Below are 18,459 nucleotides of genomic sequence, written 5' to 3' on the forward strand. Positions count from 1 at the left end.
TTCATTCCTTCTGTCCGTTGACCGAAGTTTCTTCCCCGTTTCGGGAGTGCAAAGGTGAAACTTTTTATCGTCTCTGCCAAATTTATTTTAAAATAATTTTGAACCCTTTTTTCTGACCTGCTTTCCTTATCGCTTTCCCCTCTCCTGCCGGTCAACCACCCTTTCAAACCTTTCCGCCCTCCTTCCGATTGCGGAGTGCAAAGGTAGAAACTTTATCCCCCCGACCAAACTCTTTTTACCTTTTTAGCCAATACATTCCCTAAAGAGCTGATCGTGTGAGAGAAAAAGTTATAGTACGCCCCTTGTGAGGGCTCCAAATGGCTCCGTTTGACCCAAAACTAAACCTGATTGCAGTGGAAAGCCCTTGTGCGAANGAAAGCAGGACCGTAAAAAATTGACAGAAATAGAACTGGCGTTTACTTATCTATATATTATATTATATGAATAAAGATTGCCTACTATAAATACCACTTCTTATATCGAAGCAATGCTTCAAGGAAATAGTAGTCGGCATAGGTTAACGGAACATCAACCTCTGATTTATGAGGGATTGACCCAACACTATGCTTAAGAATAAAGCCTCCATTTTCTCCTGTTCGGGCTCTGTAATCAGCCGAAGCTAATTTCCGAAGCATCTTTTCTGCTGTGGAGACATATCGCCTTTTCTCTTTTCCGAAGGTGTATTGCCCAAGTTCGAGCAGGGCTGATGAAATTATTGCAGCTGAAGAAGCATCTCTTAATGCGTTTGGAATACCCGGTGCATCAAAATCCCAATACGGAATTCCATCCTTAGGAAGATTTGGACTATCTAAAATAAATGATGCAATATGACGAGCCTGATTTAAATAAGTAGAATCCTTGGTGAACCGATACATCATGGTGTACCCATACAGCCCCCACGACTGGCCTCTGCTCCATGCGGAAGAATCAGCGGCCCCTTGTGCGGTGGGCTTTTTAAGCACTTTTCCGGTATTGATATCATAATCGACAACATGGTACGAGCTGTAATCCGGTCGAAAATGATTTTTTATAGTCGAATTTGAATGCTGGATGGCAATTTCTTTAAAGCGGGCCTCTCCTCCTTTATCACTCACCCAATACAGCAATTCGAGATTCATCATATTATCAATAATAACCGGGCATTGCCAATTTGCGCTAGAACCCCAGGATTGAATAATTTTTGCATTGGGACGATAACGTGTAGCTAATGATGCAGCAGCTGTATCAATGGTTAATTTATATGAGGGGTTGCCTGTTAAACGATAAGCATTACCAAAACTACAAAACATCATAAACCCTAAATCATGGTGACCGGTAAAATGCTTTTCCTTCTCCAGAATGTTTAATCTTCTTTCTGCCTCCTCTAATAACTGTTGATCATGGGTATACTCATAAATGTAGAGCAATGATCCTGGAAAGAAACCACTCGTCCACCATTTGGTATCACTTGTTTCGAGCGAGTCGGTCTTTGAGTAATAGGTTTTGGGCATTCTATCAGGAGGAGTCCGCTTTGCCAATAGTTTATACTGACTGGCTGCAAAATTGAATTGCTCGTCAATTAGTTTACTCATTTTAGTACTTACAGTGGCTGAAGTTTGCGCATAAGCTGCAAACTGAATAAACAATAAACCAATTATTAAACAAAGTTTGGTTTTCATTGAGGTATAGAAATTATCTGTGATTATTATAGATGTAGGTTATTTCTCGGGAACTCTCTTACGCATCTCCTGTGCAATTTGACAAGCATTCTCATCCGATTTCTTTTCTAATTGATCAATAATTAATGAATGGTTGTGCTTATTCCTGTTTTGAGATAGTTTATAGGTAGCCTGTATCTCTTTTATTTCGATTTCAAAACCGATGATTCCTTTCATTTCTTTCCGAACCATTTCCTGAGACATGGAATGGACAGAAACCGGATTCTGTGAGTTTACTTCATACTTATCCACCAATTTAGAAAGTGAATCATACAGTTCATCGCCTTCGATCAGTTTAACTGTCCCATAAACATGAACCGCCAAATAATTCCAGGTTGGAACATTTTCGTGATCGTACCATGAAGGCGAAATGTACGTATGAGCTCCCTGGAAAATCACTAAAACCTCTTCCTCTGCATTAAATTCCTTCCATTGTGGGTTAACTTTTGAAATATGTCCTGAAAGTGTGGTTTTTCCTTTATCATCTACATTTAGATACAAAGGAATATGAGTAGCCCATGGCCGATTATCGACCTGGCTTACCATTATCCCAAAGCTGTTTTGACGGACAAACTCGTAGATTTCTTCAGTGTTATCGTTCCTGTAATTTTTTGGAGAGTACATATTTGTATTAGCAATCTCCGAATTTAGAAATTACAATGGAGATTTAGCTTTTGATAACACACAAAACCTTAGTACACTGAACTATTAACGCTCAAATAAGCGTTAACCGGCAAAACAATATCCACAACCTTTTTCCTGAGCACGCCCCACAGCCCAAACTCCTGAAGGCACTACCTGTATCCCTGGTAAAAGACCTGACAACCACTCCTTCTTTACTTCGGCTGCATCCATATTCATTTTTTGGGCTGCAACCGCACTGTATACAGTCATTGCCATATCACATACACAAAACATCACACCACTTTTCTGAAGCTGATCAATACCGATATCTACCGGTCCCACTCCTGGAACTTGAAAATCTCCTGCTTTAGGCTGCCAAAATGGATTACGTAAAGAAGCTGTTTTTGTTAACGGATCATCAGCCTTGAAAAACTCGCCAAATTTGTATTTCTCCCATAACCGGTTCTCCATCGTATATCCAATAGCACTATGTCTTAATACAACCACAACGCTACATTCCTTGGCCGGAGTTCCTGTTTTTTCATTGGTAAGTAGGAATACTTTTGGCCAGGCAAACGGGAATATGTCGTTAGGTTCAGTAACATCAAAAACAATCTTATGCTTACCTTTAATTTGATTAAACCAGGCATCCGCATCGTTAACTTTTGAGGTATCGGCAAATAATTCGCCTTGAGAAACAAATGGTTTAGTCCAAGAACCTAAACCTAAGGTAGCTGCACTAGCGGCTAAAATCCCAAGGAAGTTCCTTCTTGTAGGGCGATTAAATTCAGATGGTTCCATAATTTTTGTTTTTTAAGGTGTATAATTGGATAAACAGAATCATTTTTTAGTGGCCGAAACTATAGGTTTAAACGGGCCATATTTATGTTGCTCTTCCGAATAATTGTCAGCGTAAGGACCAAAAGGATAATCAATGGGCTTTTTTGTCTTATCAGGCCAATCCGACTTATAATTCTTTATGGGGCGTTGTTGACTGTTCACAAACGCTGCCACATCCCAAGCCTCTTCATCTGTCAGCACCGGTTGAGCGTAATTGGTTCCATAAGGCATATTGGCTTTTACATAAGATGCAAAGCGGCTTAAGCGATACAAACCGGCTCCAATGTTATAGCTGTTTTTACCCCATAATGGAGGATATTCATAAGCGATTTTATCTGCATATAATTTTCCTTCACCATTTGATCCATGGCATCGCAAGCATTGCAGAACATATACCATTCGTCCTTTGGTTGTATCAGCAGCCCTATTGATATAGGAAAGATTATACAAACCCGCTCCTTCAGGAGTTTCACCTTTCTTCACATCCTGACCTAGCCATTTCATGTACACTACAATTGCCCTAAGCTCTTTACTGTTATCAGCCAGCTTTTTACCGTTCAGACTCCGTTCAATACAATCATTTATTCTTTTCTCTATGGATTCGATAGAACCGGAGCGGGCTCTGAATTTAGGGTAAGTAGATGCAACAGCACTATAATTATTCCCAAAAGGTTTAGTGCCTGCGTTTAAATGACAGTTTTGGCAATTCATACCGTTACTTATTTGTGCAACAATTCCTTTTGGACCCAAATATTTTGCCGTATGCATGATCAATTCACGACCATAATGAACCATCTTACCCGAATCAGAGGCAGGAATTGAAAGTGTATCAGGCGGTATCCAAACATTTTTTGTCAATGCTGTATCTGTTTTATTCTGAGAGGATGAATCAGTTCTATTTTGAGTGATATTCCCTGAACTATTCGGATTACAAGCAACAACAAAATAGATTAAATGAATAAGGAGAAAGAAAGTAATAAACGTATTATTTCCCCGAAAAAGGTGTTTATCTTTTCCGAACACGAGATGCCGAGGTAGGTTTCTGTTAAGCATGCTTTAAAGGCACAAAGCAGGCCGTCCGATATTTTAACAACATCTAAATTACTAATAATTAACACCTTAATAATTATTTATATAAAAAAGAAAAGAGGAAATTCTATTGAATCTCCTCTTTTATATTACTATTCCGATTAAGGAATTATTTCTTTTTAACCCGCTCAATTACATCCAATAAACCATCCTGTTTGGCATCATCTTTAACTTCCCAGAACATAATTCCGCCTAGTTTTTTATCCTTTGCGTATTGGGTTTTGAGTTCAATCGATTTTTTGTCGTCAAAAGTGATGTATTGCATCAATTTAGCATTGTACAGATAAGGTGCCTTAACTATATCGTCCCAATTATAAACGAAATCCTTGTCTTTGAGATAAACATCCGCAATCTGACTGTAAGAAATACCTGTTTTGAATTTTCCTGATTGATATAATCCATTATTGGCAAAGGGTACATTTTCCCACATACGACCATAAAAAGCCGCTCCAATAACAATTTGCTTAGCAGATACACCGTGACTTATTAGGTAAGTAACGGCATTATCAGTTGATTCCTTTTGTTGCACCGAAGAATATAAACCTGTATGATGCCCGGTTATCACTGAATAGCCATTAACCAGATCATAGCTCATCAGGTTTACAAAATCAACTTGAGGCATAACGTTCTTCCAGTCAATAGACTCTTCTAAGGCCTTTTGGAAACCACCTGCTGCAAATGATATCGACATTTTTTTACCTAAAACTTTTCGAAGTTCAGTGACCAAGGCGGTAAAATTAGGCTTATCCTCTGCAGTATATTTATGTCCCGGAGGACCCTCAATCGCCGGATATTCCCAATCTAAATCAATACCATCTGTTTTAAAATAATCAGTTAACTGTTTAACCGATTGAGCAAACTCAGCTCGGCCTGCTGCTGTTGAAAAAGCATCAGAACAAGTTGGACATCCCTCCCAACCACCTAACGACAGAAGAACCTTTAATTGAGGATTTTTCTTTTTAAGTGCTACAAGTTCCTGAATGGTTAATGAATCGGTTCCTTTATCTACATTAAGCTTATTTCCTTTCAAATGGCAAAAGCTATAAATAACATGCGTGATCTTTTCGGCCGGAACTACCTTGGCTTGTTCGGCATTACCCCAGAAATAGGCGATCACCTTAAAATTACTTTTTGCTTGCGAGTACCCCATGGTAGTCAGGCATAATAAAGCAAGACAAGTAAACAGAAATTTAGCGTTAGGTCGTATCATAAATTCAATAGATGAAAGTTTGAATTAAAAGTATTGGGTAGTTTTTAATATTTTTTCGTAAATGTAAATATTTAGGAAAATCTATTTAAATTGAATATGTAATAAAATCGTTATGGAAAAGCTATTAATACTAATTACATCTTGTTTTTTTACTACAGCAGTTTATGCTCAAACACCCCAGCTTTTACTGCGTCTTGACGATAATGGCATGAACCATTCGGTAAATACAGCTATCAAAGAAGTTGCCGAAACTGGAATTCCCTTTTCAACCTCAGTTATGTTTGCCTGCCCATGGTACCAAGAAACAGCTGAAGTTCTAAAAAAATATCCAAATATTTCAGTGGGTGTTCACTTAACACTCAACGCTGAGTGGAAATATTATCGCTGGGGCCCCGTTGCCGGTCAAACGGCTGTACAAAGCTTAGTTGACAGTAATGGGTACTTCTATTCATCCACTGCACAATTTTTAGCCAGCAAGTACAAATTAACCGATGTGGAAACAGAGCTTAATGCACAAATTGAACGAGCAAAACGTTCTGGTTTAAAAATTGACTATCTGGACTTCCATATGGGCACCGCTTTGTCTACTCCTGAAATGCGGGCCATTGTAGAGAAGCTTGCCAAAAAACATGGACTGGCGCTTTCGCATTATATGGGTGAACAATACAAAACCATGTTTGAAATACCCGTTGACAAAAAACGTGAGGCCTTTTTTCAGCATATACCACAGCTAGATCCCGCAAAAGTTAATTTGATGATTTTTCATGTGGCAAAACGCGAACCAGAAATGGATGCTTTGATCGATATGAATAGTCCTGATATGCAGGCGGTAAACAACGAGCCTATTGTTGCCATTCATCGCTCAACCGAACTGTCGATCTTACTTTCAAAAGAATTTCAGGATCTGGTAAAAAGTGGAAAGATCAAATTGGTTACTTATAAAGACCTGATTAAAGCAGGAGGCCTGAATCATATGAAATCGCCATTTTAATTAGCTAACAGCAATTGCATTTTATAATTAGTCAACCCAACAGTATTGATAAATATCTCTTGTTGCCGTATCACTGTAAAACCCTTCTTCTCGAAAAATGGTTTAGCTGTAATACTGGCTTCAGTGGTAATTTCCATGAGCTTAAGGGTTCTGGCAATTTCCTTTAGTTTCTCAAAAAGAATTGAGGCAACACCCATTCGCTGGAAATCTTTATGCACAAACATCAAATCCAGATAGCCTGAATCATCAATTGAAGCAAATCCGGTTATTGATCCATTTTCGTTATAAGCCACATAAAAATGTTGCTTATGTATTCGATCTATTAAAGACTTTATATTATTTACGGTTGAAGACCAAACTTCAACTTGCTCTTTATTATAATCTCTGCTATTGATGGCGTTAATTGTATCAAAAAACAACTGTTTAAGTCCATCAACATCTTTGATCTGTGCTTTTCTGATTAACATTTGACTATGCATTAAATAAATGTAAGGTCTTCTCTATGCGTTAAGCAATAAAGGAGACCTTACATTTGCTTTCTTTATAATACAGAAGTGATCCACCAGGTATTTCCATTCGAATCGATCACACCACAAGTCCGTCCATATTCGCGGTCCTCGGGTTCCATAATTGATTTAGCACCTTCCTTTAAAGCAAGTTGGTATCTTTTGTCGGCATCATCCACATAAATAAATAGGCCGCCAACATTAGGAGGGTATTCTTTAGTGCTACTTCCAAACATAATCACACTTTCGCCAATAAACACTTCGGCATGACGTATTCTTTCTTCATCATCCAATAACTTATATTTTTCTGTGGCCTCAAACACCTGATGAGTAAATTTTAAAAAGCTCTCTCCATCGGGTACAATGAGGTAAGGCATCACTTGTTGATAGCCTTCGGGAATTTGTACAGTTTTCATGGTTTTATTTATTGATTACTTAAAGGTAGATCCAATCAGCAACTTAAAATTGGAAGAAAACGACATTTATTCTATCAGACGATATTCGGTTCCTTCGGCAAAACCTTTAAAATATTGGCCTGGGGTGTATCCCGAAAACAGTTTAAAGTCGTTCACAAAATGGGCCTGATCATAGTATCCACAGTTTAAAGCAAGTTCAGTTAACGAGATTTGTTTGTTGCCATATTCTTTTAATGCTGAATGGAATCGTAAAATACGACTATAGGTTTTCAAACTAAAACCTGCATGTTCTTTGAACTGTCTTTCGAATTGCCGCGTTGAAAGAAAGAACCGATTTGAAAATTGGGAAATATCAATTTTACCATCCTCTTGTATCGCTTCAACAATGGCTCGCTGAATAATTACCGGGGCCTGTTGCTGCTTACGCAACAGGTTGATAAGAAAGTTGGAAACAATTTTTACACGGTGGGTATTATTGGTTGCCAGCATTATCTTTTCTTCCAGTTCGGCACCGGCTTGGCCCAGTAAATTTTTAATGTCGGTCATTTGATTGGTCAACTCATAACTGGCAATTGATAACAAACGTGGAATGGCAAATGGGTAAAGGTAAACGCCAAACATGCCGAACGACCCTTGAGTTACAAAGCGTCGGTAATTATTGGTCTGGGCCTGAATTAAGGACCGAACTTTTGAATTATCCGCGGGGTCGTCCGCCGAAGTGAATACACCTTTATAATGAAAAACCATCTCCGGACAACTATCAGCCAGAGAGCGATAAACATATTCCTGGTGGGTAGACAGATCCATTTCGAACACCCAAAAAAAACGGACGTAATTCACCAACTCTGGTGGCGGAGGAATGGTATAGTATCTGACAGCAGTCATATCGCTAGTTCTAATCGAATGCCGACAATGTCATCTTATTGATAATAAACTCTTTACGATTGAAAAATATTGAAAAGGGTTCTTCAGCTGTAAACATAAAGCCCGCTTTTTGGTAACACTTAATTGCCGCCGTATTTTCTTTCCATACATACAGGTCGATACCTTTAGCCTTAAACACCTTTTTACATTCTCCCACCAATTCACACACAAACCTATAACCAAGGCCCTGACCCCGTGTTTGTGGATCGCCAACTAATAAGCGACCTAAGCGGTAGGTGTCATTTTGCTGAGGAATGATCTCTCCGAACGCGAAGGCACTACCGTCATCAAAACATCCCATATAAAACCTCCGATCCGGATTTTTATTGATGTATTGCTTTAGTTGATACTTGGTGATCGGGAAAGAGAATTCTGTTCCGGCAAACTGAAACAAGATCTCTTCATCAGTTATCCAGCTTTTTAATAATCCAAAATCAGTATCGGTAAATGGCTTTAGCATTACTTAAAGATAAGGAATTTAAGAACCTGAGTTTAATGATCAATGGACACAACCCTTTCCTTCAACCTTACAAATATCTTTTGATATCAACCTTCACTTCAAACCCAAACCTTAAAACAATTCCAATTGAGAATTATCGGCAGAACGGTTGTTATGATAAGGAATGCTTTCGCCGAAGTTTGATAAAGAAATCCCCAACAACCTTACTTTTTGGTCTTCCGAAAATGTTTTAACAAGAAGTTCCTTTGCAGTTTCGGCAATGGTTGCTAAATCATTAACCCCATTGGTAAATGATTGATTGCGGGTTATTTGTTTAAAATCGCTGTATTTTATTTTAAGAGTGATGGTTCGACCTTTCAATTGATAACGCTGCAAGCGGTTAAAAACCGTTAAGGCAATTTTATCGAGCTCCTCAACCATTTCTTCCAATGTGGTAAGATCACGAGAGAAAGTATCTTCTGCACCCAGTGATTTTGTTTCGCGGTTAGGTTGTACAGGTCGATCATCTATTCCCCTTACAATTTTATAGAAGAACCGGCCAATTTTACCGAAATGCCTACTTAACTGTTCTTCGCTTAGTTTCTTTAAATCGGCCCCGGTATGAATGTTCATCAGTTTCATTTTTTGAGCAGTAACCTTTCCGACTCCAAAAAACTTTTCAACCGGCAACTGTTCCATAAACGATTCAATTTTAGAAGGGCCAATAAAAGTTAAACCGTCGGGTTTGTTAATATCCGAAGCTGTTTTAGCCACAAACTTATTGATAGAAACCCCTGCGGAAGCTGTTAGATTCAGTTCATTTTTTATAGCCTCTCTGATTTGCTTTGCAATTTCGAGCGCCGAACCGATCCCTAGTTTATCATCGGTAACATCCAGGTAAGCTTCGTCTAAAGAAAGTGGTTCAATTAAATCGGTATAGCGGCTAAATATTTCCCTGATCCTGGCAGAAACCTCTTTATATGCAGCAAACCTTGGAAAAACGAAAATAACGTGGGGACATAATTGCTGCGCCTTTTTTGAAGGCATTGCCGATCGGATACCAAATTTGCGGGCTTCGTAACTGGCAGTTGCCACCACTCCTCCTCTACCCTGCGGCAAGCCACCCACAACAATCGGTTTGCCTTTATACTCCGGATTGTCGCGCTGCTCAACCGAAGCATAAAAAGCATCCATATCAATGTGAATGATCTTTCGCAAATATCCTTTGTCTGTCATCGTATCTCCGCAATGCAATTATTTGCATCAAAATTAAAACTTATGACCATATGAAAAGCAAAAACCCATTTGGTGCTTATTCAAATGGGCTTTTTGCTATTAAAAACCTTGATCATCCGCACTCGGACCGTAACTACCCGGAATAGGAATATCCAGCAGCCTTAAATAAACTCCAAGCTGTGCACGGTGATGCACAATTTGGCAATAGGTCATACGAATAACCTCTTCTTTAGTTGAAGTAGAATAGATTTGATCACCATTTCTGAGTGTCCAGTTTTGGTCAAGTATTTCTTCGGAAGTATTCTCGAGATGTTTTTTCCCATCCGCCAATGACACCTCAAACAACATAAGAAGATCATCAGTATCACTAACCTTCTTAGGTTCATACGGCGCAGTTGCAAAATCTAGTTCATCGGTGGTTACAGCCATTGAAACCCAGGTTGGCAATTCCGCAATATGTGTCGACAATTGCTCGATCGTCATACTTTTTTCATGAGGCTTCCAACTGTACTTGTCGTTTGGAATTCGGCTAAGCATTTTGCGAGTGGTTTTCGACTCAGCATCCATTTCTTTTAATAACTTTTCAATTACTGTCATAGTAGTACGTTTTAAATTGTTATTCAAAAAAAGCCTACCCTAATGACAACCCTATGTCAGCAGGGAAAAAATATTAGCATTAATCTTTAGTTCGATAATACCTCGAAATAATGAAAGCAATAGGCAAACCAATAAAGAAAAGGATACAACTTAGGCTGATCAAGCGTGAACCAATTGTTGGAGGATTTGTAGGCTGCGGCACATATGAATTGGGAACTACCACGAAATTCATAAACAACCAAACGAAGAAGCCATATAGTAATCCGCTGATCACAAAATTATTTCGGGCAAATACAATATAAAATGAACAGATATAGAAGATAAACGCCCATGAAAAGGCAAAGAAATAGTGAAAAACAGTTCCGGCTACAGCCATTGTCGATCCGCCATGAAACGCTTCGGACCCATAGAAACCACTGGCTATGTATTGCAATAACTTTTCAACTGTTGAAGGACCAAAGGCGCAATAAACCACAAAAGCAGAAAGGAGGTCAAGTGTACCGGCAACAATTCCGGCCAGTAAAATGGTTTTTATCGCTTTGTTATTGAAAGAAAGAGAGGTTGGAGGTTGATGATAAGGTTCCATCAGCTGGGTTAAAATTATTAGTTGTTATATTTTCTATAATCAATATAACAACTAATTATCAGCGGTTTATATACGAATATAAATTGATTTCGATTTATTATTCGCCGGTAAAGAAATCATTAAATCCTTTACCATTATATGATATTTCGGTGAAGTGGACCTTGCACGAAGGGCCTTTAGCAGCCTGAGCATAAAAGCCTATTCGCAGATTTTGCATTTTCTTATAAGGGAAAGTGCGTGTTAAAATCCATTTCTGCCCATCAAGTGAATAATAGAAATTAAATATTTTACCTGATTTCGCCACCTTTAAATAAACCTCTTTACTCGTGGTTTCTGTATGATAATTTCCATCACTAACCTTATTCTTAACCAAGGATGAAACAATTCCATAAGTGTTCCGTTCATTTTTCTCAAACAATAAATTAGCCCAGTTAGCGTCATCGCTGTATATCAAAACAGCTCCTCCATCGTAAGTATTCATAAATTCGGGCGTTACTTTTGTTTTAAAAACAAAGTTAGAATCGGGGTTGAACAGCAATTTGGGCGCTGTATTGGTATAGTAGTTACCGTCAACAAAAACAAATAGATCAGTTTCTTTACCGGCTTCAATAATAATCCCCTTGTCGGTAACTGAAAATTGTTTAGGAGCGGTTTCCCATTTTAGGTCAACCGGAATGGAGGTAAGTTTAACAGGTTGCGATTGCGCCAATACGGAATGTACAGAAACAAGGATGGCTAATAAAGAGCCTAAGCAGAGTGCTTTTTTCATGATCATTTAATAGGTTGAAATTAAGAAGCTGAAAATAACTATTATCAAAAAAAGGCTGTTCTATTCAATGTAACAACTTTGAAAAAAAATTAAAAAAGTTTTAGATTTAGGCTGTAAACGATCGGTTACATATCTTTATATATCAATCACACCTTCAAAAAAAGCTATATGAAAAATAACCCTGTTATAGTTGAAAAAACTTTCAATGCTCCAATTGAAGAAGTTTGGGAGGCCCTTACTGATAAGGAAAAAATGAAGCAATGGTATTTCGATATTGTGGATTTTAAGCCAAAAATCAGCCATGAGTTTCATTTTTTAGCCGGGCCGGAAAACAAGCAATACCTTCATATTTGCCGAATAACTGACCTTTTCCCTTTAAAAAAGCTGGCTTATACCTGGCGATTTGAAGGCTACGATGGAAATTCGAAGGTGAATTTTGAGTTATTTAATGAAGGCCCATCATCTACGCGGTTAAAACTTACACACGAAGGTCTGGAAAGCTTTCCGGCCAGCAATCCTGATTTGGCAAAGGAAAACTTTGAACAAGGCTGGAATCAAATCATCGGAACCAGTTTAGTCAACTTTTTGAGTAAAGACGAAGCATGAGCAGTCGTTGTAAAATGACCGCAATAAACCATATACATCAAATAAACATATGAGAAAACTAATTTCATTTATGCACATTTCGCTTGACGGTTATGTAGCAGGGCCGAACGGAGAAATAAACTGGGTTAAAGTTGATGAAGAAATTTTTGATTATGTAGGTAAACGGATAAGCGAAGGCGACACAGCATTATATGGTCGAGCAACTTATCAGATGATGGAAGATTACTGGCCTACCGCAGCTGAAAAGCCTAACCCGACTAAGCATACTATTGAACATTCAAAGTGGTATAGCAAAGTTCACAAAGTAGTTTTATCAAAAACAATGAATCCCGATAATTTTCGGGAGGGTTGTTTGTCTAACACAGAAATTATAAGCGATAACCTTGTGGACAGGATAAACAACATAAAACAACAAGCTGGTAGTGAGATCTTGCTTTTTGGCAGCCCCTCAGCAGCACATTCGCTTATTCAACTGAATTTAATTGATGGCTACTGGCTATTTGTTAATCCAATTATTCTGGGACGTGGTATTCCGTTGTTTACCGACATCAACGACAAAATAAAACTAAACCTATTGAATACACACCAATTTACTAGTGGGGTTACTGAACTGAATTACACAGTTGATAGATAATAACTACGAACCGCATACAATGTATCTAGTTGTGGAGATTTTGGGTTGTTAATGAACCCAATGCAAAGCTCGAAAAGGCATTGTTTAGTATAGAACAGATAAATAAAAAATAGCGCCCAAGAATTTCAGTTCCTGGACGCTATTTTTTTATGAAATTACAAAGCCTTAGTTTTTTCTTTCAGCCAGCTCTGTTCCTCAGTATTTAGATTTGGTGAAAGTTTATCATAAACAAACTGATGATAGTTGTTGAACCAGTTTAACTGGGTTTCATCCAGCATCTCTTTAACAATTAAGTTTTTATCAATCGGACAAATGGTCACCGTTTCGAATTTATAAAACTGCCCGAATTCAGTTTTAACATCCTCCTGGCAAAGCACCAGGTTCTCAATACGGATACCATGTTTTTCAGGGCGATAAATTCCAGGTTCATTAGAGTTAAGCATACCCGGTTGAAATGCCACATTAATAGCACCCGAAACACTGATGTTTTGCGGTCCTTCATGCACATTTAAAAAGAAACCAACTCCATGACCGGTTCCATGCCCAAAATTATAGCCTGCTTGCCATAACCATTTACGCGAGTAAGCATCCATTTGATAACCTTTAGTTCCTTCAGGAAAACGGATCAGACTCAAATCGATCATTCCTTTTAAAACAAGGGTATAATCTTTCTTTTCTTCATCGGTTGGTTTGCCAAGAGTTAACGTACGGGTAATATCTGTAGTTCCGGTGTGATATTGCCCTCCGGAGTCAACCAAATAAATACCTTCGGCTTTTAACTCCACATTGCTTTCTTCTGTTGAACGGTAATGGGGTAATGCGGCATGACCTCGGTAAGCAGAAATCGTCCCAAAACTCTCCCCTACAAATCCTTCTTGCTCAGCTCTGAAATCGTATAATTTTGCCGAAGCTGTAAGTTCATCAATATAGGTTTTGCCGATATTCTCTTCCAGCCATTTCAAAAACTTCACCATCGCCACACCGTCTTTCACCATTGTTTGCCGAATGTGTTCTTGTTCAACGGTATTTTTTATGGTTTTGAACAGCGTTGTTGGATTAGTTCCTTCAACAATGTTTACTTCCGCCGGAATTGATTCATAAACTAACTGACAGATCTTTTTAGCATCCACCAGCACCGATTTTCCTTCAGGCAGTTCTTGCACAGCATCAACAAAAGCTTCGTAAGGTTTTAAAGTGATTTCGGCTTTTTCCAATTCATCTTTAGTAGCATTATCAATACGGCTAAAATCAACAAACCAAATAACTTCCGTTTGCGAAACCAACGTATGGCTTAACACCAATGGGTTACACTCCACATCGCTGCCGCGTACATTTAATAACCAGGCAGTATCATCCATTGATGAGATCAAATGAAAGTCGACCTGCTGTTTTTTCATTTCAGCACGCAAACGCTTGATCTTATCGGCTGTTGATTCACCTGTAGTGGAAACAGGTAAAGTAAACACCGGATTTCTTAAAAATGGTGGACGGTTCACCCAAATCGGTCCTAATAAATCCGATTTGGTATCTAATTTAAAGCCGAAACGATTAAAGCCTGCGCGCATGGTTTTTACCAGCTCGGCAGCCACTAAACGACCATCAAATGCAACAGTGGAACCTTTAGGCAACCGTTCGGTCAGCCACTCGACGTATTCAGGTGTTGCCTGAACCCTCAGCTTCACCAGTTCAAAACCTGAGTCTTTTAATTGATCAGCCGCCTGAACAAAGTATCTCGCATCAGTCCATAAACCGGCAAAATCAGCAGTGATCACCAAGGTACCTGCCGAACCACTAAAGCCCGAAGTCCATTCAATACACTTAAAATGATCAGGTAAATATTCGCTGATATGCGGATCGGAAGAAGGAATAACATAGGCGTCAATACCATTCTGCTGCATTTGGTCGCGAATGGCACTTAGTTTTTCTGTATACTTCATTATTGATTGATAGTTTTGAGGCGTAAATATACCTTATCTAGTTGGCAGGAAATAATGATTATTAAACTTTATCCCACAATTTCCCGACCTGCTCACATCTGTAAATCTTGCCTCCAAACTATCAATAACGCGTACTCTTATGCTCCAAATTGCTGCAAGTGATGATCGAGATGCTTCCATGATAAAATCCCCCAATCGTCTGGTGTCATTGTGCCGAAAATCGGATGTTTTGTTCCCACAATTGCCGTACTTCCACCTTCAGAATAACCTTTTATCAGCTGGATGAGCTCAGCTTTTTCTTTGTTAAAATCACGTTCGTCAACTATTTTAAAAGAACTGTCGGTAGGTAAGTTCTTCTTAAATGGTTTATCACCTAAAAAAGACTTTTTGATCACACTACCCAACAACACACTTATAAAAGTTTTCTTTACCCCTTTTTCAATAAACGCCATTTTTAAAGGCTGCTGGCAATGTGCAAGCATCTGCGACACATTCATTTTTCCCCACTGAGCCTGACTTTGGTTGGTAAGCTGATTGATCCGCTCAACAATTTCATTATTGTCAGCTGCATTTAATAAGTTTTTCATGTATAATATGTTCAATTAGTTTAAGCTAAAGTAAAAAATCCAGGCAATGAAAAAAATTTGCAAAGGCACCCTGAACCATAAATAAGAAAGTCCATTGCCTTCATAATTGCCCTTTTCAAAGTCGATATGTCGAATGGCTGCATTAACATTGGCCGGTAGAATGAGCACAAAGAAAATGACCAGCAAAATTGCAGTTGTATTTCGTAGGGAAGGAATTAGCAAGCCAATTGCCGCCAACACTTCCATAATACCAGTAATATAAACAAGCTGTTTTTTGTAGGGCACAAATTCAGGAATCATCAACGCCATGCCACTTGCAAACTTAAAATGCCCCAGGGCTGTAAAAATCAGCATTAAGCTCATGGCTAAATTGCCGGCAAAAACAAAGTTTAAGCCGTTACCTATCGCCCAATTTGCCAAAAAAGCAATGAAAAAACTTGCAATTAATACGATCAGGGGTTTCATACTTTATTTAACATTTATTTCCTAGGAAATGCTTGGCCTGCTACATAAGAAAAGGCTGGAGGAACTGATGTCTTATCCAAAATGTTTGTCTCATTATCGATGCAGGCCCTGAATACAATTAAATTTATCAACTTAAATTAACACACGAAACCAAATAGCTTACATTTTTACAAATAGCAGCAACGATGTATGATTATTGAACAGCGTCTTTTTCAACTAACTGGTTGTTTACTCGTTCAAGTTGTTCAATTACTTCATTGATCCCTTTACTAATTGAAGCAGCTTGTTTAGGTACAAATTTAACCCACGCTAAACCGATCCATCCAAAAGTAACCAAATAAACCAGCACGGCGTAAGGCCATTGCATTCTTATCGCATATTCATAGAGGTACAAACCCATCCCCAATGAAAGCAAAATGAAATATGCTTTCATAATTTTAGTTTGAAAAAAGCTCATTTGACTTTTATACCTGATCATTTTTTGCAGGTATTGATGGCTATTTTCTTCGGATGAACTTGATTTGAATAAACCTTGCAGCATATTTGATTGTATTATCACAGCCATTACAATAGCTATTACGGCAATAATAACACCCAGCTTGGTAGTAAAAAACTCAGGTTTATAGTAAAACAAAACAAAGGTGATATAAATGGCGGTAAGCGTTAAAATCACATTGTGTTTAATTATGTTGAAGCGGGCCTTTTTTCTGAAACTGATGGCCTTTTCAATTACCGCTTTTACATTTGGCAAGTCAGTAACTTCCTGTTTATGCCAAAGTTGTTTTATGTCGTTGAAGTTGTTCATGTTGCTGAAATTTCTTTAAAATTTTTTCCTTAATACGATGAATTTTCACTCTTACATTTCCCTCGGAAATACCGATAATCTCTGCGATTTGAGCCTGGGGCAGTTCCTCCAGTTCTAGGGAAATAATCAGCCTGTCTGTTTCTTCAAGTTCAGAGATAAACCTGAACAATAACTTTTCCTGCTCCGAATTATCATCCGAAAACTTTTCTTCAATTTCTGCGGGCAGTTCTGATTTCAAGGATTTCTTCGCTCGTTCTATCTGTCGTAAGCAATTGTTGGAGGCAATTCTGAATATCCAGGTACCTACCGAAGATTCCTGTCTAAACTTTCCCAGGTTTTGCCAAACGGTTATAAATGTTTCCTGGGTAATATCTTTTGCCCAACTGTTATCATTTACATAACCCATGCACAGGCGGTAAACTCTTGGCGAATAGATTTGATATATTTCTTCAAAAGTCATTGATGTGATTTATTTGATAAAGTTAGCAAATTGGCCCATATACCAATCCTTATCGTCGTACATGATAAAATGCAGGGCCTTGGAAGAATACTCTAGTTGTGCTGTTTTAAGCAGTGCATACTGTGCTTTCATTATTGGTTCAAATTGCTTGAAAGGCGCTTCGAGTAAAATCAACACAGGACAAGTTATAGTAGCAACCGAGGCTCTTAAGTCGGTATTCGACAAATCGCAATACATTTTAGCGTAGGTTTTACGGTCGGTTTGCAAACCCCATTGGTAATTAGGTTGTACTTGGTTGTGTCGGCAACCAGGCGTTTTATTCCTGCTGCCTGCGCTTGGGCAAACTTGGTATCATCCATTTTGGTATAGGTAGCTATTTGCTGTGAGCAATCAGGATTTTCAACACTTTTAAAATTTGGATTGAATACCGCTGACAAGCATGGTAAGGCATCCACCACAACAATCTTTGCGATTTTATCAGGATGATCGGCTGCCAGCATTAAAGCAAGCACACCTCCCATGCTGTGACCAATTATTATAGGTTTTTCAATTTTTTCAGATTTAATAAACTCGATGATTTCATTTTCCCAACCATTAAGCGAAGGATCATCCTGGGCTTTTTGTCCGGCAAAACCGGGCATGGTTAAGGTGTAGCATTTAAAGTTTTTGCTTAGCTCTGCGGTGGTTTCTTTCCAAACATCGCCCGAACAGGTAAAGCCGGGGATAAACACAATGGCTTGCTTACCTTTACCAGAAACTGTTACATTAAACGGAGGTGTGGTTGCTGCGAAAACGTTGATGCAGACTAATATAAAGGCAAGAAGAATGAGTAAAAATTTGATCTTTTTCATTGTAGTATCTTTTAATTTTTTGTCTTTAGATACCACAAGCTTTAAAATGTTACAGCTTTTGAAAAAGTTATTTTTTCGAAAAGATAAAAAAGCAGCGTTTTCACATCGCTGCTTAGTTTTTTAAAAGCTAATAGGTTTAGAAAAGGATTTGACACAAATCATAGCAGCAACTAAAATTCAACAAAAATTA

At 38.4% G+C, this 18,459-nt stretch carries 23 protein-coding genes; 3 read left to right on the forward strand and 20 right to left on the reverse strand.

The window, feature by feature from the left end:
• Positions 1–458: 458 nt before the first annotated feature.
• The 5 genes from C3K47_RS02525 to C3K47_RS02545 form a co-directional block, all read right to left on the reverse strand.
• Positions 459–1,658 carry a glycoside hydrolase family 88 protein gene (locus C3K47_RS02525; protein ID WP_103787522.1) on the reverse strand — a complete coding sequence of 400 codons (1,200 nt, stop codon included), beginning with the start codon at positions 1,656–1,658 and terminating at the stop codon, positions 459–461.
• A 39-nt stretch (positions 1,659–1,697) separates the two neighbouring features.
• A complete protein-coding gene (locus C3K47_RS02530) occupies positions 1,698–2,321 on the reverse strand; it encodes an FMN-binding negative transcriptional regulator (protein WP_103787523.1) in 624 nt (207 codons plus the stop codon).
• Between the two features lie 102 nt (positions 2,322–2,423).
• Positions 2,424–3,122: a twin-arginine translocation signal domain-containing protein gene (locus tag C3K47_RS02535; protein ID WP_103787524.1), complete on the reverse strand. Its 699-nt coding sequence runs from the start codon at positions 3,120–3,122 to the stop codon at positions 2,424–2,426.
• Positions 3,123–3,161: 39 nt separating this feature from the next.
• The gene (locus C3K47_RS02540; protein ID WP_103787525.1) at positions 3,162–4,214 is read right to left on the reverse strand and encodes a c-type cytochrome; all 1,053 of its coding nucleotides are present in this window, start codon (positions 4,212–4,214) and stop codon (positions 3,162–3,164) included.
• A 145-nt stretch (positions 4,215–4,359) separates the two neighbouring features.
• Entirely contained in the window at positions 4,360–5,460 is a 1,101-nt protein-coding gene (locus C3K47_RS02545) for a glycoside hydrolase family 18 protein (RefSeq protein ID WP_103787526.1), read from the reverse strand.
• A gap of 112 nt (positions 5,461–5,572) precedes the next feature.
• Here C3K47_RS02545 and C3K47_RS02550 point away from each other — a divergent pair, with 112 nt between their 5' ends.
• On the forward strand, positions 5,573–6,451 hold the full coding sequence (locus C3K47_RS02550; RefSeq protein ID WP_103787527.1) for a ChbG/HpnK family deacetylase: 879 nt from the start codon (positions 5,573–5,575) through the stop codon (positions 6,449–6,451).
• On the opposite strand, the gene C3K47_RS02555 is transcribed toward C3K47_RS02550, so the two are convergent.
• The 8 genes from C3K47_RS02555 to C3K47_RS02590 all read right to left on the reverse strand — a co-directional run bounded on the left by C3K47_RS02555 (position 6,448) and on the right by C3K47_RS02590 (position 11,924).
• A complete protein-coding gene (locus tag C3K47_RS02555; protein WP_165784615.1) occupies positions 6,448–6,918 on the reverse strand; it encodes a GNAT family N-acetyltransferase in 471 nt (156 codons plus the stop codon). The two genes, C3K47_RS02550 and C3K47_RS02555, sit on opposite strands and share 4 nt — an antisense overlap.
• 74 nt (positions 6,919–6,992) lie before the next feature.
• Entirely contained in the window at positions 6,993–7,373 is a 381-nt protein-coding gene (locus C3K47_RS02560) for a VOC family protein (protein WP_103787529.1), read from the reverse strand.
• Positions 7,374–7,439: 66 nt separating this feature from the next.
• Complete coding sequence (locus C3K47_RS02565; protein ID WP_103787530.1) at positions 7,440–8,258, reverse strand: helix-turn-helix domain-containing protein; 819 nt, start codon at positions 8,256–8,258, stop codon at positions 7,440–7,442.
• Positions 8,259–8,268: 10 nt separating this feature from the next.
• A complete protein-coding gene (locus C3K47_RS02570; RefSeq protein WP_103787531.1) occupies positions 8,269–8,757 on the reverse strand; it encodes a GNAT family N-acetyltransferase in 489 nt (162 codons plus the stop codon).
• A 111-nt stretch (positions 8,758–8,868) separates the two neighbouring features.
• Positions 8,869–9,972 carry a DNA polymerase IV gene (dinB, locus tag C3K47_RS02575; RefSeq protein WP_103787532.1) on the reverse strand — a complete coding sequence of 368 codons (1,104 nt, stop codon included), beginning with the start codon at positions 9,970–9,972 and terminating at the stop codon, positions 8,869–8,871.
• 99 nt (positions 9,973–10,071) lie between these two features.
• On the reverse strand, positions 10,072–10,569 hold the full coding sequence (locus tag C3K47_RS02580) for a DinB family protein (RefSeq protein WP_103787533.1): 498 nt from the start codon (positions 10,567–10,569) through the stop codon (positions 10,072–10,074).
• A 79-nt stretch (positions 10,570–10,648) separates the two neighbouring features.
• Positions 10,649–11,155 carry a DUF1440 domain-containing protein gene (locus tag C3K47_RS02585; RefSeq protein WP_103787534.1) on the reverse strand — a complete coding sequence of 169 codons (507 nt, stop codon included), beginning with the start codon at positions 11,153–11,155 and terminating at the stop codon, positions 10,649–10,651.
• Between the two features lie 97 nt (positions 11,156–11,252).
• Positions 11,253–11,924, reverse strand: coding sequence for a DUF1349 domain-containing protein (locus C3K47_RS02590; RefSeq protein WP_165784616.1), 672 nt, complete (start codon positions 11,922–11,924; stop codon positions 11,253–11,255).
• A 168-nt stretch (positions 11,925–12,092) separates the two neighbouring features.
• Between C3K47_RS02590 and C3K47_RS02595 the strand changes: the two genes are divergently transcribed.
• Positions 12,093–12,530, forward strand: coding sequence for an SRPBCC family protein (locus C3K47_RS02595; RefSeq protein WP_103787536.1), 438 nt, complete (start codon positions 12,093–12,095; stop codon positions 12,528–12,530).
• Positions 12,531–12,579: 49 nt separating this feature from the next.
• Positions 12,580–13,164: a dihydrofolate reductase family protein gene (locus C3K47_RS02600; protein ID WP_103787537.1), complete on the forward strand. Its 585-nt coding sequence runs from the start codon at positions 12,580–12,582 to the stop codon at positions 13,162–13,164.
• Positions 13,165–13,319: 155 nt separating this feature from the next.
• Here the strand turns inward: C3K47_RS02600 and C3K47_RS02605 are convergent, their stop codons facing one another.
• The 7 genes from C3K47_RS02605 to C3K47_RS02630 form a co-directional block, all read right to left on the reverse strand.
• Positions 13,320–15,101, reverse strand: a complete 1,782-nt coding sequence (locus C3K47_RS02605) for an aminopeptidase P family protein (RefSeq protein WP_103787538.1) — start codon at positions 15,099–15,101, stop codon at positions 13,320–13,322.
• Positions 15,102–15,238: 137 nt separating this feature from the next.
• Complete coding sequence (locus tag C3K47_RS02610; protein ID WP_103787539.1) at positions 15,239–15,688, reverse strand: DUF1569 domain-containing protein; 450 nt, start codon at positions 15,686–15,688, stop codon at positions 15,239–15,241.
• Positions 15,689–15,703: 15 nt separating this feature from the next.
• Positions 15,704–16,153 carry a DoxX family protein gene (locus C3K47_RS02615; RefSeq protein ID WP_103787540.1) on the reverse strand — a complete coding sequence of 150 codons (450 nt, stop codon included), beginning with the start codon at positions 16,151–16,153 and terminating at the stop codon, positions 15,704–15,706.
• A gap of 193 nt (positions 16,154–16,346) precedes the next feature.
• Positions 16,347–16,958 carry a hypothetical protein gene (locus C3K47_RS02620; protein WP_103787541.1) on the reverse strand — a complete coding sequence of 204 codons (612 nt, stop codon included), beginning with the start codon at positions 16,956–16,958 and terminating at the stop codon, positions 16,347–16,349.
• On the reverse strand, positions 16,921–17,418 hold the full coding sequence (locus tag C3K47_RS02625; protein WP_103787542.1) for an RNA polymerase sigma factor: 498 nt from the start codon (positions 17,416–17,418) through the stop codon (positions 16,921–16,923). Before C3K47_RS02625 ends, C3K47_RS02620 begins: the two co-directional genes overlap by 38 nt.
• Positions 17,419–17,427: 9 nt before the next feature.
• Positions 17,428–17,550 (reverse strand): hypothetical protein, encoded by a 123-nt coding sequence (locus C3K47_RS19775; protein ID WP_262508170.1) that lies wholly within the window; start codon positions 17,548–17,550, stop codon positions 17,428–17,430.
• Positions 17,551–17,624: 74 nt separating this feature from the next.
• Positions 17,625–18,269, reverse strand: coding sequence for an alpha/beta fold hydrolase (locus C3K47_RS02630; RefSeq protein WP_207765225.1), 645 nt, complete (start codon positions 18,267–18,269; stop codon positions 17,625–17,627).
• Positions 18,270–18,459 lie beyond the last annotated feature (190 nt).

This window comes from Solitalea longa (assembly GCF_002920915.1).
Classification (GTDB): domain Bacteria; phylum Bacteroidota; class Bacteroidia; order Sphingobacteriales; family Sphingobacteriaceae; genus Solitalea; species Solitalea longa.